Origin of the sequence: Planomonospora antibiotica (assembly GCF_014647955.1) — a bacterium.
GTDB classification, from domain to species: Bacteria; Actinomycetota; Actinomycetes; order Streptosporangiales; family Streptosporangiaceae; genus Planomonospora; species Planomonospora parontospora.
The window spans coordinates 114,834-128,569 of the sequence record NZ_BMQE01000017.1; the positions used below are offsets into that span (position 1 = coordinate 114,834).

15 protein-coding genes are annotated in these 13,736 nt (G+C 73.1%); 7 read left to right on the forward strand and 8 right to left on the reverse strand.

All coding sequences use genetic code 11. The annotated features are described in order from the left end of the window. Positions 1–193 precede the first annotated feature (193 nt). Positions 194–793 carry a TetR/AcrR family transcriptional regulator gene (locus tag IEZ06_RS17720; protein ID WP_189237808.1) on the forward strand — a complete coding sequence of 200 codons (600 nt, stop codon included), beginning with the start codon at positions 194–196 and terminating at the stop codon, positions 791–793. A gap of 188 nt (positions 794–981) precedes the next feature. On the opposite strand, the gene IEZ06_RS17725 is transcribed toward IEZ06_RS17720, so the two are convergent. From IEZ06_RS17725 to IEZ06_RS17735, 3 genes are all read right to left on the reverse strand, one after another. Next, complete coding sequence (locus IEZ06_RS17725; protein ID WP_189237809.1) at positions 982–2,061, reverse strand: acyl-CoA dehydrogenase family protein; 1,080 nt, start codon at positions 2,059–2,061, stop codon at positions 982–984. A 170-nt stretch (positions 2,062–2,231) separates the two neighbouring features. Next, positions 2,232–3,401 carry an acyl-CoA dehydrogenase family protein gene (locus IEZ06_RS17730; protein WP_203871978.1) on the reverse strand — a complete coding sequence of 390 codons (1,170 nt, stop codon included), beginning with the start codon at positions 3,399–3,401 and terminating at the stop codon, positions 2,232–2,234. Next, positions 3,401–4,612: an acyl-CoA dehydrogenase family protein gene (locus tag IEZ06_RS17735; protein WP_189237810.1), complete on the reverse strand. Its 1,212-nt coding sequence runs from the start codon at positions 4,610–4,612 to the stop codon at positions 3,401–3,403. The genes IEZ06_RS17730 and IEZ06_RS17735 overlap by 1 nt, the downstream gene beginning before the upstream one ends. Before the next feature lie 144 nt (positions 4,613–4,756). Here IEZ06_RS17735 and IEZ06_RS17740 point away from each other — a divergent pair, with 144 nt between their 5' ends. Next, entirely contained in the window at positions 4,757–5,413 is a 657-nt protein-coding gene (locus tag IEZ06_RS17740) for a GNAT family N-acetyltransferase (RefSeq protein WP_189237811.1), read from the forward strand. A gap of 40 nt (positions 5,414–5,453) precedes the next feature. Here IEZ06_RS17740 and IEZ06_RS17745 read toward each other — a convergent pair whose 3' ends face one another. After that, positions 5,454–6,224: a TetR/AcrR family transcriptional regulator gene (locus IEZ06_RS17745; RefSeq protein WP_189237812.1), complete on the reverse strand. Its 771-nt coding sequence runs from the start codon at positions 6,222–6,224 to the stop codon at positions 5,454–5,456. A 74-nt stretch (positions 6,225–6,298) separates the two neighbouring features. Between IEZ06_RS17745 and IEZ06_RS17750 the strand changes: the two genes are divergently transcribed. Then, positions 6,299–7,588: an FAD-dependent monooxygenase gene (locus IEZ06_RS17750; RefSeq protein WP_189237813.1), complete on the forward strand. Its 1,290-nt coding sequence runs from the start codon at positions 6,299–6,301 to the stop codon at positions 7,586–7,588. On the opposite strand, the gene IEZ06_RS17755 is transcribed toward IEZ06_RS17750, so the two are convergent. Next, positions 7,578–8,576, reverse strand: a complete 999-nt coding sequence (locus IEZ06_RS17755) for a DMT family transporter (RefSeq protein WP_189237814.1) — start codon at positions 8,574–8,576, stop codon at positions 7,578–7,580. The two genes, IEZ06_RS17750 and IEZ06_RS17755, sit on opposite strands and share 11 nt — an antisense overlap. Positions 8,577–9,127: 551 nt before the next feature. Between IEZ06_RS17755 and IEZ06_RS36370 the strand changes: the two genes are divergently transcribed. From IEZ06_RS36370 to IEZ06_RS17775, 4 genes are read left to right on the forward strand one after another with little or no spacing between them, the layout of a single operon-like run. Further along, positions 9,128–9,292, forward strand: a complete 165-nt coding sequence (locus IEZ06_RS36370; protein WP_229798289.1) for a CGNR zinc finger domain-containing protein — start codon at positions 9,128–9,130, stop codon at positions 9,290–9,292. Between the two features lie 57 nt (positions 9,293–9,349). Next, positions 9,350–9,820, forward strand: coding sequence for a hypothetical protein (locus IEZ06_RS17765; protein WP_189237815.1), 471 nt, complete (start codon positions 9,350–9,352; stop codon positions 9,818–9,820). Further along, on the forward strand, positions 9,817–10,086 hold the full coding sequence (locus tag IEZ06_RS17770; protein WP_189237816.1) for a hypothetical protein: 270 nt from the start codon (positions 9,817–9,819) through the stop codon (positions 10,084–10,086). Before IEZ06_RS17765 ends, IEZ06_RS17770 begins: the two co-directional genes overlap by 4 nt. 30 nt (positions 10,087–10,116) lie before the next feature. Then, complete coding sequence (locus tag IEZ06_RS17775; protein WP_189237817.1) at positions 10,117–10,698, forward strand: dihydrofolate reductase family protein; 582 nt, start codon at positions 10,117–10,119, stop codon at positions 10,696–10,698. A 183-nt stretch (positions 10,699–10,881) separates the two neighbouring features. On the opposite strand, the gene IEZ06_RS17780 is transcribed toward IEZ06_RS17775, so the two are convergent. The 3 genes from IEZ06_RS17780 to IEZ06_RS17790 all read right to left on the reverse strand — a co-directional run bounded on the left by IEZ06_RS17780 (position 10,882) and on the right by IEZ06_RS17790 (position 13,679). Next, a complete protein-coding gene (locus IEZ06_RS17780; protein ID WP_189237818.1) occupies positions 10,882–11,244 on the reverse strand; it encodes a VOC family protein in 363 nt (120 codons plus the stop codon). A gap of 94 nt (positions 11,245–11,338) precedes the next feature. Beyond that, positions 11,339–11,836, reverse strand: coding sequence for a hypothetical protein (locus tag IEZ06_RS17785; protein ID WP_189237819.1), 498 nt, complete (start codon positions 11,834–11,836; stop codon positions 11,339–11,341). Positions 11,837–12,017: 181 nt separating this feature from the next. Further along, entirely contained in the window at positions 12,018–13,679 is a 1,662-nt protein-coding gene (locus tag IEZ06_RS17790) for a sensor histidine kinase (RefSeq protein WP_189237820.1), read from the reverse strand. Between the last annotated feature and the right edge of the window lie 57 nt (positions 13,680–13,736).

Genomic DNA, 13,736 nt, shown 5'->3' on the forward strand with positions numbered 1-13,736 from the left:
GGCACAACGAACCCCCACAGTTCGAGTGAATGGGAAGGGCATGGACCTGCCACGCTGAAGATCCTTGGATAATGAAATACCCAAGTGGGAGCTCCAGGCATGCGAAGGTGACGCAAGTAACACGGCTGCGCCATCCGGTGGGCGCTCTGACCGACCAGTCGGTATGCTTTCCCCACCAGAGTAAGGGGAGCACATGGCCCAGGACCAGGAGCCGGTACGGCAGCGGCTGCTCAGCGAGGCCACCCGCCTCTTCGCCGAGCAGGGCTTCGAGAGCACCTCCGTGCAGGAGATCGTCACCGCCGCGGGCGTCACCAAAGGCGCCATGTACCACTATTTCGACTCGAAGGACGACCTGCTCCGTGAGATCTACGGCCGGGTCCTCCGCATGCAGATGGAGCGGCTCGTCCAGTTCGCCGACGGCCCCGGGACCGTGACCGAGCGCCTGTACGGCGCCGCCGCCGACGTCGTGCAGACCTCCGTCGAGAACCTCGACGACTCCAAGATCTTCTTCCGCTCGATGCACCTGCTGGCGCCCGACACCCGCAAGGGCGTGCGTGCCGAGCGCCGCGTCTACCACGAGCGCTTCCGGGACCTGATCCTGGAGGGCCAGCGCGAAGGCGTATTCCGCACCGACACCCCCGCCGACATCGTCGTCGACTTCTTCTTCGGCTCGGTCCACCACCTCAACACCTGGTACAGCCCGGAGGGGCCGATCTCCGGCGCCGCCCTGGGCGCCTACTACGCCGACCTCCTGCTCACCTCGCTCCGGCCCCAGGACCGGCCCGCGAGCTGAAGACCGGCGCGCGGCCCCAGGACCGGCCCGCGAGCCGAGGAACGCCGCGCGCCCCCAGGACCGGCCTACGAACCGCGGAACGGCCTGCGAGTCGGGCACCGGCCCGCGGCCCGGGCCGGTCCGCTGACCGGGCACCGGTCCGGCGGCCCCGGGAAGGAAGCCCCGAGGCCGCCGGACCGGCCCGGTGATCAGACGGGAGCGGGCAGATCCGCCAGCTCGGCCACGGCGTCGCGGTGGGCGCCGGGCGAACCCAGCGCGATCTGCCCCGCCTTGGCCCGCTTGAGATACAGGTGCACCGGGTGCTCCCAGGTCATGCCGATGCCCCCGTGCAGCTGCACGCTCTCCTCGGCGACGTGCAGCGCCACCTCCGAGCACCACGCCTTGGCCACCGCCACGGCCAGCTCCGGCGAGTCACCGCCGGCCTCGGCCAGCAGGTCGGCGGCGTTGCGGGCGGCCGCGCGGGCGCGCACCACGTCCAGCCAGAGGTCGGCCATCCGGTGCTTGATCGCCTGGAACGAGCCGATCGGCCGGGCGAACTGGTGGCGTTCCCTGATGTAGGCCAGCGTCGTGTCCAGGCACCACTGCGCCACGCCCAGCTGCTCCGAGGCGAGCAGCCCGGCGCCGAACGCCAGCACCTTCCCCCGCTCGAAGTGCCCGAGCACCTCGCCGGGGGCGCCGTCGAAGGTCACCGTCGCGACCGGCCGGGTCAGGTCCAGCGAGGGCACGACCTCGATCCGGGCGTGCTCCGCCTCCACCCGGTAGAGCGCGCCCGGACCGACCGGGACGAGCAGCACGTCGGCGACCTCCGCGCCCGCGACCGCGCGCACCCGCCCGCTCAGCGTGCCGTCCGCGCCGACGGTGACGGCCTCCGGCAGCGACCGGTACGGCGAGGCGGCCAGCGGGACCACCAGGGCCGCCGTGGCCTCACCGGAGGCGAGCTCCCGGACCAGGTCCTCCTCGCCGATCTCCAGCAGCGCCTTGGTCGCCAGCACGGCACTGGTCAGGAACGGCACCGGCGCGACCGCGCGGCCCAGCTCCTCCAGCACCACCGCGACCTCGCGCGCCGTCGCCCCCGCCCCGCCGAGCGCCTCCGGCACCAGCAGGCCCGCCGCCCCGATGTCCCGGGAGAGCGTCTTCCACAGCTCCATGTCGTACGGCGCGGCCGACTCGATCCGCGCCAGCACGGCGTCCGGCCCGCAGCGGTCGGCGAGCAGGTCCCGCACGGAGGCCCGGAGCTCCTCCTCGACCTCGGTGTACAGCAGTGTCATCGGTCGCTCACCACTCCTCGCTCACTGCACGGGCCACTCGTACCTCGCGGACCGCTCCGCTCACTCCGTCGGGTTCGCTCCGGGTCATCGGTCGCTCACCACTCCTCGCTCACTGCGCGACTCACTGCGCGGGTCGCTCGTACCGCGCGGACCGCTCCATGCCGCCGGGGTCATCGGGGGAGGTCCTTCCAGGGCACGTCCTTGTCGACGCGGGGCTCCGACGGCAGGCCGAGCACGCGCTCGGCGACGATGTTGCGCAGGATCTCCGAGGTCCCGCCCTCGATCGAGTTCCCCTTCGCGCGCAGGTAGCGGTATCCGGCGCCGCGGCCGAAGAAGTCCACGCTGTCGGAGCGGCGGAACGACCAGTCGTCGTACTCCAGCCCCTCCTCCCCGCGCAGCTCGACGTCGAGCCCGGACAGCGCCTGGTTGAGCGAGGCGAAGGAGAGCTTCATGCCCGACCCCTCGGGGCCGGGCTGCCCCGCCGCGAGCTGCTCGCGCAGCCGGGCCCCGGCCAGCCGGGTCACCTCGGCCTCCACCCAGAGCCGGAGCAGCCGCTGGTGCAGGTCGTGGGTGCGCAGCTCGGGCCGGGACCGCCAGGTCTCGGCCACCACGCCGGCCATGCCGCCGCCGCGCCGTACCGGGGCCCCACCGATGGCGACCCGCTCGTTCATCAGGGTCATCTGCGCGACCCGCCAGCCGTCGCCGACCTCGCCGAGGCGCAGATCGTCGCCGAGCCGCACGCCCGTCAGGAAGACCTCGTTGAACTCGGCCTCACCGGTGATCTGCCGCAGCGGCCGGACGTCGACGCCGGGCGCGTGCATGTCGCAGACGAAGTACGTCAGCCCCCGGTGCTTGGGCACCTCCGCGTCGGTCCGGGCCACCAGGATCGCCCACCGGGCGTGGTGCGCCCCGGAGGTCCACACCTTCTGCCCGTCCACGACCCACTCGTCGCCGTCGCGGACCGCCCGCGTCGCGAGGGTCGCCAGGTCCGAACCCGCGCCGGGCTCGCTGAAGAGCTGGCACCAGATCTCCTCGCCCGTCCACAGCGGCCGCAGGAAGCGCTTCTTCTGCTCCTCGGTGCCGAACGCCAGGATCGTCGGCGCGGCCATGCCGAGCCCGATCCCCTGGACGCCGGTGTCGAGCTGCGGCGTCCCGGCGAGCACGCGCTCCACCACCTGCTGCAGCTCCCGGTGGACGCCCAGGCCGCCCAGTCCTACTGGGAAGTGCACCCAGGCGAGCCCGGCGTCGAACCGGGCCCGCAGGAACTCCAGGCGGTCGCCCCCCGGATCGTGCGCGGCCAGGAACTCCCTGGCCAGCGACTCGACCTCTTCAGCCGTCATCAGCGGTCTCCCATGTGCTTCTTCAGTTCGCGATAGGCGAGCGAACGCTTGTGCACCTCGTCGGGGCCGTCGGCCAGGCGCAGCGACCTGGCCGCGGCCCAGAGGCCGGCCAGCGGGAAGTCCTGGCTGACGCCGCCGGCTCCGTGGACCTGGATGGCCTTGTCCACGATCCACTCCACCTCGCGCGGAGTGGCGATCTTGATGGCCTGGATCTCGGTGTGGGCGCCCCGGTTCCCCACCGTGTCCATCAGCCAGGCGGTCTTCAGCACCAGCAGCCGGAGCTGCTCGATCTTCACCCGCGACTCGGCGATCCAGTCCTGCACGACGCCCTGCTGGGCGATCGGCTTGCCGAACGCGGTCCGGGCCAGCGCGCGGGCGCACATCAGCTCGACGGCCCGCTCGGCCATCCCGATCAGCCGCATGCAGTGGTGGATCCGGCCCGGCCCGAGGCGGGCCTGGGCGATGGCGAAGCCGCCGCCCTCCTCGCCGATGAGGTTGGCCACCGGCACCCGCACGTCGGTGAAGTCGATCTCACCGTGCCCGCCGTGGTCGGCGTCGGTGTAGCCGAACACGTGCATGCCGCGCCGGACGTGCACGCCCGGGGTGTCCGTGGGGACCAGGACCATCGACTGCTGCCGGTGCGACGACGCCTCGGGGTCGGTCTTGCCCATCACGATGAGGATCCGGCAGTCGGGGTTCATCGCGCCGGAGGCGAACCACTTGCGGCCGTTGATCACGTACTCGCCGCCGTCGCGCGTGATCGACAGCGAGATGTTCGAGGCGTCGGAGGAGGCCACGGCCGGCTCGGTCATCGCGAACGCCGAGCGGATCTCCCCGCGCAGCAGCGGCTCCAGCCACTCCTTGCGCTGCCGCTCGTCGCCGAACTGGGCCAGGACCTCCATGTTGCCGGTGTCCGGGGCGGCGCAGTTGGTGGCGGCGGGCGCGATCCTCGGCGACCGGCCCATGATCTCGGCCAGCGGCGCGTACTGCAGGTTCGTCAGCCCGGCGCCGTGCTCGCCGGGGAGGAAGAGGTTCCACAGGCCGCGCTCGCGCGCCTCCGCCTTGAGCTCCTCCAGCAGCGGCGGGACGGTCCAGCCGCTCTCGGCGGCCTGGGCCTCGAAGGCCTCCTCCGCCGGATAAACGCACTCGTCCATGAACGCGAGCAGCCGTTGCCTCAGCTCCTCGGTCCTGGCGTCGAACCCGAAGTCCATCGGTACTCCTCACCTCGTCCTCCCGGAGCGTACCGACCGGACGGTATGAGTGTCGACCGTCCCTCCCGAATCCGGGTGGTCTTCCGGGAAAATCCACCAAGTGGACCTTAGGACCGGCCGCTTCCCCCTTCTAGGGTCGTCCGCATGACCGCGACCATGCCCTCTCCCGTCACCCTCGAAGGCGCCGCCGTACGGCTGGAGCCCCTGACCGCCGCCCACCTCCCCGACCTCTTCGCGGCGGGGGGCGGCGACCCCGAGGTCTGGCGCTGGCTCGGAGTCCCCGTGCCGGAGACCGAGGCGGAGCTGGCGGCGATCGCACGCCACCTCATCGAGGACGACCGGCACGTGCCGTTCGCGGTGGTCCTCCGGGAGACCGGCCGGGCGACCGGCTGGACCACCTACATCGACGTGCCGGGGTTCGACCACAGCGTCGAGATCGGCTGGACCTGGTACGGCAGGGCGGTCTGGCGCACCGCGGTGAACACGGAGTGCAAGATCCTCCTGATCGACCACGCCCTCGGCACGCTCGGGTTCAACCGGGTCCAGCTGAAGACCGACCACCTCAACACCCGTTCCCAGGCCGCCATCCGGCGCCTCGGCTGCACCTACGAGGGCACCCTGCGCCGCCACCGCCGCCGCCCCGACGGCACCTGGCGCGACACGGTCTACTTCAGCGTGCTCGACCACGAGTGGCCCGCCCATCGCGCCCGGCTGACCGCCCGCCCGGCCACCGGTCCCGCTCACACCTCCGGCCCAGACACCGCCGGGCTCGCCCCCGGGACGCCGGTCGGCGCCTCCTAGGCATTCGACGCGGAACCGGCCGGCGCTCCTCAGGCGTTCTTCAGGCGCGCGACGCGGAGCCGTCGGACAGCATTCCCGCGAGCAGCTCCCGCACGCCGCGGCGGAGGTCATCGAGGGTGGGCTCGGCCCCGGCCCCGACGATGGCGTCGAACATCACGCCCTCCCCGAAGACGACCAGCTGGCGGCCGTGCCGTACCGGATCGGGGGAGCCCGCGGCGGCGAGCAGGGCGACGGCCGGTTCCCGGAACCGGCCCCCCGCCCGGTCGTAGATCGCGCGGAGTTCGGGGCGGCGGGTCGCCTCCAGGGCCAGCTCGTAGCGGGCCACCGTACGGCGGCGGTCGACGGTGAGCTGCGCCCACAGCACCCGGGCCGTCATCTCGGCGAGCGCGTCCAGGGCGTCCCGGCCGCTCCCGGGCCCTGCACCGTCCCGGCCCGGCAGGCCTTCCCGATCCCCCGGACCGCCGATCCCGGGCCCTGCACCGTCCCGGCCCCCCGGACCGCCGATCCCGGGCTCTGCACCGTCCCGGCCCCCCGGACCGCCGGGCCCGGCCGACAGGCCCGGACCTCCCGCGACCGGCGGCTCGCCCACGACCCCCGCCATGAACGACGAGAAGAGCTCCACCTCCAGCTCGGTGAGCCTGGCGAGGGCCAGTTCCAGCAGGGCCGAGCGGGTGCGCGCCAGGTTGGACGTCGAGCCGGGCGGCAGGCCGGCCGCCTCGTCGACCGCCCGGTGGGTCAGCCCGCGCATCCCGCGCTCGGCCAGCAGGGTGATGGCGGTCTCCGCGACCAGTTCAGCGCGTTGGGACTTCACCCACGGGATACTACATTTGTAGTTGGACTACAGGGGTAGTACTGTTCACTACATCCGTAGTGAAGGAGATGGGCATGGCGCGCGCAGTGGTGGTCGGGGCGGGGATCGGCGGGCTGACCGCGGCGGTGGCGCTCCAGCGACAGGGCTGGGACGTCACGGTGCTGGAGCGGGCGGCGTCCCTGGAGCCGGTCGGCTCCGGGCTGGCCGTCGCGGCCAACGCGCTGAGGGCGCTGGACACGATCGGCGTCGGCGACGAGATCCGCGCTCTCTCCGCCGTCCAGGGCGACGGCGGGGTGCGCAGCGCGAACGGCCGCTGGCTGGTGAGGACCAGCGCGGAGGCGGCGACCGCCCAGTACGGCGACTCGGTGGTCCTGCTGCGCCGCGCGCAGCTGGTCGACGCGCTCGTCGCCCGGCTGGCCCCCGGCACCGTACGGCTGGACACCACGGTCACCGGCGTGGACCCGGAGACCGGCGCGGTGACCGCCGTCACGGCCGGGACGGCGGCTCCGGACCCGCGCGCCGCCCGCGCCGGTCGCGCCGCCGGCACCGGACCCCGTCTCGGGACCGGCGGCGCGGGCGGCGGGCGGGAGACCATCCTGGAGGCCGAGCTCGTGGTGGCCGCCGACGGCATCCACTCCCCCGTCAGGGCGGCGCTGTTCCCCGGCCACCCCGGCCCGCGCTACTCCGGGACCACGAGCTGGCGGGTGCTCGTCCCCGCCGAGGGCGTGCCCGGCCAGGCGTCGGAGAGCTGGGGCGCCGGCCGGGTCTTCGGGATCATGCCGCTGGCCGGCGGCACGACCTACTGCTACGCCACCGACACCGTGCCCGCGGGCGGCGGTAACGGCGGGGGCGGGAACGGCGCCGGCCGCGGGGACGATGGCGAGCTCCCGGAGCTGCGGCGGCTGTTCGGCGACTGGCACGCCCCGATCCCGGCGCTGCTCGCCGCGGCCTCGCCGCAGGACGTGCTCCGCAACGACGTCCACTACCTGGCGACCCCGCTGCCCGCGATGCACCGGGGCAGGGTGGCGCTGCTGGGGGACGCGGCGCACGCCATGACGCCCAACCTGGGCCAGGGCGCCTGCCAGGCGATCGAGGACGCGGTCGTGCTGGCCCACGTCGCCGGATCCGGGGAGGGCGCCGCGCCCGACGTCGCCTCACGGCTGGGGGCCTACACCGCCGCCCGCCTGGAGCGAACCTCGAAGATCGTCGCCCGCTCCGCCGCGATCTGCCGCGCCACGAAGATCCGCAATCCGCTGGCCGTACGGCTGCGCGACACGGCGATGCTGCTCGCCGCGCGGCTCGCCCCGGGACAGGCCGCCGGCGCGGCGGACGACATCTTCGGCTGGCGCCCCCCTACGGCGTGACCTGGACGCTCTCGGAGGCGGGGGCGGGGGCGGACTCGTGGACCGGCTCGGATCCGGCCGCGCGGGCCGGAGCGGAATCCGCGGAGGACTCGGGGAAGAGGGCGGGAGCGGCTCCCGGGGAAGGCGCGGGGACGGGGGCCTTGTGCTCGGAGGCCTTGTGCTCGGAGGCCTTGTGGTCGGGGGCGAGCCGCCCGAGGGTGAGCGTCCCCCAGACCATGAGCGCGCCGGCCAGGAGCGCGGGGAGCACGTTCGACCAGCCGGAGGGCATCGCCTCGTCCAGCAGGAGGGCTCCGGCGAGGATCGAGGTGATCGGGTCGACCACCTGCACGCCCGCGTAGGCGATGCCGAAGTAACCCACCTCGTAGGACTTCTGCAGCAGCACGACCGCGCAGATGAGCAGCACCGGGACGGCGAGGGTGAACCAGCTGAGCAGGTTGGCCCACTCACCGCCGAAGTTCCCGCCCACCACCCGGACGAAGGTGGAGACGCTGGCCGTCACCGCGCCCGCGGCGACCGAGAGCACCAGCGCCTTGGCCGGGCCGCGCGCCCTCCGCCCGGCCAGATGGGTCACCAGCACGACCAGCCCGATGCAGCCGAGGAAGCCGAACGCCTCCCGGCCCGTCATGTGCGGCGTCACCGCGTGCGAGGGCACCAGCAGCAGCAGGCCCAGCAGCCCGACGGCCACCGCGGCCGAGCCGACGATCTCCGCCCGGTGGGCCTTCCTGCCGTGCAGCATCGCCGCGAGCGGCACCGCGAACACCAGCGTCGCCACGCTGATCGGCTGCACCGCGACCAGCGGCGCGAAGCTCAGCGCCACCGCGTGCAGGGACGCACCGGTGAAACCGATGACGCCGCCCAGCCACCAGCGGGGGCGCCTCATCAGCTTGAGCGAGGCGCCCTCAGTGACCGCCTCGAACTGCTGGAGCGCGGCGCCCAGGGCGTAGCCGAGCGCGCCGACGAGAGCGATCGAGATCCCGACCCAGGTCATCGCCACCCGCCCTCGGGGGAAGCCGCGCATGGGTAAAAAAGCGATACTCGGGTCATCCATCCAGCTTAGGGCTCTCGATGGCCTGGTAAGGGCCTCCTCAAGTCCGATCGACCGTCTTCGCCGCCTTCCCGGAGGCCTCCCGGAGGCCTCCCGGAGGCCTCCCATCGGCCCCGGAGGCTGATCCGGCCGGTCCCGGCGGCGCCGCCGGGACCGGCCGGATCAGCCTCGGACGGCGCAGAGGAGCCGGTCGTGACCGCGCTGCCGCCGCCACCGAGGGCCTGCGGACCGGCTACCCCGGGCACCGGGAGGTCACCGAGGAGGAGGCCCGGGAACTCGCCGGGGTCGCGGCCCGCCTGCGCGCCGTCTTCGACGCCGTCGCGGCGGAGGACGTCGATGCGGCGGCCCTGCGGGTCAACGCCCTGCTGGAGGAGAGCCGCGCCCGGCCGCTGCTCCAGCGGCACGACGGGGAGCCGTGGCACCTGCACTTCCACGGTACCGGCGGCACCGCCGCCGAGGACTGGGCGGCGAGCTGCGCCACCGGGCTCGCGATCGTGCTGGGCAGCGAGTTCCACGACCGCCTCGGCGTGTGCACCGCGCCGCACTGCGACCGGGTCTACGTGGACGTCTCCCGCAACGGCACCCGCCGCTTCTGCGGCACCGCGTGCCAGAACCGCGTCAAGACGGCCGCCTTCCGCGCCAGGGGCAGGACCCCGTGAGGGCGCGCCGCCGCGGTTCACCGCTTATCAGAATGTGTTCTGACCTACGATGGCGGGGTGAGCACCAGCAACGCCGACGCCGTCACCTTCTCGGACCTGTCCAGAAACCCCCGAGCCGTCGCCGAACGCGCCGTCCGCCTGGGCCGGGTCCGTATCACCCACCGCGACGCCCCGGACTTCTACCTGACCGCCGCCGACCGTGAGGACCGGCGAGGGCAGACACTGACCACCGCATCGCGCCTCTTCCTGGCCCTCCTCAAGCACGATCCGACCGCCCGCACGCTGGTCATCGCCATGCCTGACGTCTTCCCCTGGGTCCGCCACCTGACCTCTGACGAGCTTCGTTCCTTCACCCTGGAACTGGTCGAGGCGCTCTCCGACGCCGCGGAGCTGGATGTCGACACCACCGCACAGGAGGTCATCGCGGGCTGGCGGGCGACCGCCCGCATCAAGGCCGACCCCGCACGATACGCCCAGGCGTGCAAGGCCACCGGCGGCGACTTCGGAGCGGTCGAGGTCACCGCGTGAGTCCCAAGCGCGGCGACCGGGTCACGGTCCCGCCTCCCGACGACGAGTGGGACGTCCGGTTCGGCACCGGTGACGCGGTCAAGGGCTGGGAGGAGTTGTGCCGGCACGCCCTGGCCAACACGCGCCGCTGCTTCGAAGTGCTGCGTGCCGATCCCCGCTCCCGGGCGGACCACGAACGGCAGCACCGGCTCCGCGGCGACCTGGCGACCTGGCGACCCATCGTCACAACGGCCGCGACATGGAAGCGACAGCTCACGACACGCTAGTTTGGGCACCCCGAAGCAGAGGAGAGCCCCGTGGGCAAGGTGGTCATGTACGGCTCGGTGTCGGTGGACGGCTTCATCGCGGACGAGAACGACCAGCCGGGACCGCTGTTCGACTGGTTGTCCAGCGGTGACGTCCCGTTGGACGGGAGCGGCGGGCTGAAGGTGTCGCAGACCTCCTACGACTACACCCGGCCGTACTGGGACCAGATCGGGGTCACGATCGCCGGCCGCCACGTCTTCGACCTGACGGACGGCTGGGACGGCAAGCCGCCGAGCGGCATCGACCACGTGGTCGTCGTGACGCACCGGCCGATGCCCGAGGGCTGGGACCCCGAGGCGCCGTTCCACTTCGTCGACGGCGTCGAGGCGGCCGTGGCCAGGGCGCGGGAGCTCGCGGGTGACCGCGTGGTCGAGGTCGCCGCCGGCGACGTCGGCGGCCAGATGCTGGCCGCGGGGCTCGTCGACGAGGTGCGCATGGACGTCGTACCCGTCGTGTTCGGGTCCGGCAAGCGCTACTTCGGGCCGGTCGACGCGCAGCACCTGTTGGAGGATCCTGATGTGGTGGTCCAGGGCGACCGGGTGCTCCACCTGCGCTACCGGGTGCGCCGGTGACCGATCTGAGCGGGATCGTTGCTCATGTCAGGGGTCACCTGGATGCACCTTCGTGGGCACCGGCGTTTCCTGACCGGGTCACGTCCACCGTCCGGCGAGCCTCCCGACGGCCGGGGGTGACGCCGCAGAACGGCGGGCCCGGTCCGTGACCGGCCCTCAGGTCGCGGACCGGGCCCGGCCGGGTCAGTCGCGGGCCGGGCAGACGCAGAACAGGTGTCCCTCGGGGTCGGCGAGCACGGTCCAGTTCTCCCCGCCGGGCTGGAAGTCCGGCCTGCTCGCGCCGAGCTCCACGTACTCCGCGACCGCCCGGTCCACGTCCGGGACCCGCACGTCCAGGTGGAACTGCTTGTCCGGCCCGGGCCAGGCGGCGGGCCTGCGCTCGGTGTTCTTCTGGAAGTAGATCGTCATGGTGCCGTCGCCGATGCCGGCGTACTCGTCCTCGGCGTACTGGACCTCGTAGCCGAACACGGCGGCGTAGAAGTCGGCGAGCCGCTTGGGCTCGGCGCAGTCGAGGGTCACGGCGAGGAACTTGGCTTTCGTGGTCATGAGGACCATCGTGGCGGCCGTACCTGTCAGGTCGTGTCAGGTACGGCCGGGGCTTTCACCGTCCTGCGGCGGGACCCGCCGGTGGACCTCCGCCCTACGGCAGGACCAGCTCGTGCACCTTGACCGCCATCGGACCGGCCGGGTCGTAGACGACCTTCACCGGGATCCTGCCCCTGCGGAGCAGGTCGTACAGGTGGATCGGGTCGCAGCGCCTGGTGCCCAGCTCGTACCTGCTGCGGGTGTCGTACGGATGTCCCGCCGGGGGCCTGCCGCACTTCTTGTTCACCTGGCGGAAGTCGAGCCCCTCGGTGTAGTCGATCCTGACGGGGGCGCCCTTCCGCCTGCCGATGTACCAGCCGCCGTTCTCGCCCTCGCCGTGGCCGTAGCGCCTGACCCGGTGCGGGGTGACGATCATGGCGGAGTTCCCGGACCTCTTCGCCCAGCCGTACACCGTCTTCAGACCGGACTCCCGCTCGGCGGCCGGCGCGGACGCCACCGGGGCCGAGGCGGGTGCGGCGGCCAGGGCGGGCGCCGCGGAGGCGAGCAGGAGGGCGGCGGCGGCGAGGGCCGTGGCGGCCGAGGTCGTGTTCACGTCTTCTCCGATCGTGGGATCGGGCTCATCCTGGCACGGGGAACGCCCTGCGCAGAGGGGGTGATCCCCGTGATTCATCCCATGCCGGAACGGAACAACCTTCTACCGGAGAAGCGCGTCACAGGATTCTCCGGACCTCGGTGCTCCCCGGTCGCGGACATCCCCCGGGAACCGCAGGGCCCTACGAGTCCGCCCGGGCGGCGGCCCGGTCCCCGGCCGGCTCCGCGGCCGGCGGGTCCTGCCGCTCGGCGGAGGCCTCCCCGGACCCGGACGGCCCCGGTTCCGGCTCCTCGCCGGTCGCCGGCAGGGCGATGACGAAGCGCGTCCCCCCGGTGTATCCGGTGTCGAGCCAGATCCTCCCCCGGTGGTACTCGACGATCTTCCGGCAGATCGCCAGGCCGATGCCCGTCCCCTCGTAGGCGTCCCGGTTGTGCAGCCGCTGGAAGATGACGAAGATCTTGTCGGCGAACCGGGCGTCGATGCCGATGCCGTTGTCCGTCACGGTGATCAGCCACTCCCCGTCCTCGCGCCGCGACTCGACCCGGACCACGGGCGCGCGGTCGGGGTGGCGGAACTTCAGCGCGTTGCCCAGCAGGTTCTGCCAGAGCATCACGAACTGGGACCGGTCACCGGTCACCTCGGGCAGGGGGCCGAGCTCGATCTCGCCCCCGGACTCCTCCACCGCCGCGGTGAGGTTGCGCAGCGCCGAGGCGATCGTCTCCTCCAGGGCGAACGTCACCGGCTCCCGGGTGATCCGGCCCACCCGGGAGAAGGTGAGCAGTTCGTTGATGAGCACCTGCATGCGCTTGGCGCCGTCCACCGCGAAGGTGATGTACTGCCTGGCCCGGTCGTCCAGCTGCTCGCCGTACCGCTGCTCCAGCATCTGGGTGAAGCTGGCCACCTTGCGCAGCGGCTCCTGCAGGTCGTGGCTGGCCACGTAGGCGAACTGCTCCAGCTCGGCGTTCGAGCGCCGCAGCTCGGTGGTCTGCTCCTCCAGCAGCTGCCGGGCCCGGCGGCTCTCCTCCAGCTCGGCCACGATCCGCTCGCGCATCGCCTCCATGTCGCGGGACAGGGCCGCGATGTCGGCCGGGCCGCCGGTGTCGACGTGGTGCTCGAAGTCACCGCCGGTGACCCGGCGCGAGGCGGCGCTCAGCCGGTCCAGCGGGCGGAACACCACCACGCGCAGCAGCACCGCCACCGCGATGATCGCGAACAGCAGGACCGTGAGGATGCCGAGGAAGGCGGCGTCGCGGAGCAGCCGCGCGTCGCCCAGGTTGGCGCGCGCGTCGTCCCGCGACCGCGTCCAGGCGGCGTTCTGCGCGTCCAGCGCGGCGCGGACGGTCTCGAAGGACTGCCTGCTCGCCTCCACCTGCGCCGTGCTCACCTGCTCCGCGCCCTCGTCCCGGATCCGCTCGATCATCGGCTCGGCGTGCCGGGTCCGCCACAGCCCGATGAGGCGCTCCACCTCGTCCAGCTCGCGCAGCGGCCGCCCCTGCCGGATGAGCCTCCTGATCTCGCCCACCGACTCCCGCTCGGCCTCCAGACCGTCGGTGTACGGCTCCAGGAACTCCTCCCTGCCGGTGAGGACGAAGCCCCGGACGCCGCTCTCCTGGTTCAGCAGGGCGGTCTTCAGCCGCTCCGACTCGACCCGGGCCGGGGAGATCTGGTCCACCAGCCGGTTGGACACCTGCGCGGTGTTGCGCAGGGCCGTGGCCCCCGTCACCGCGGACCCGGCGAGCAGGAAGGCCATGGCCAGGAGCACGACGTTGACCCATCCCTGCGCGCTCCAGCGGCCCGCCCGGGCCCTCACGGGGGACGGTGCGGCCTTCTCCTCAGCGGTCATCGCCCTCTCACCTTCCGGCGGTACGGCCCCGCGGAGGGCGGGGCCCGGTGCCACTGC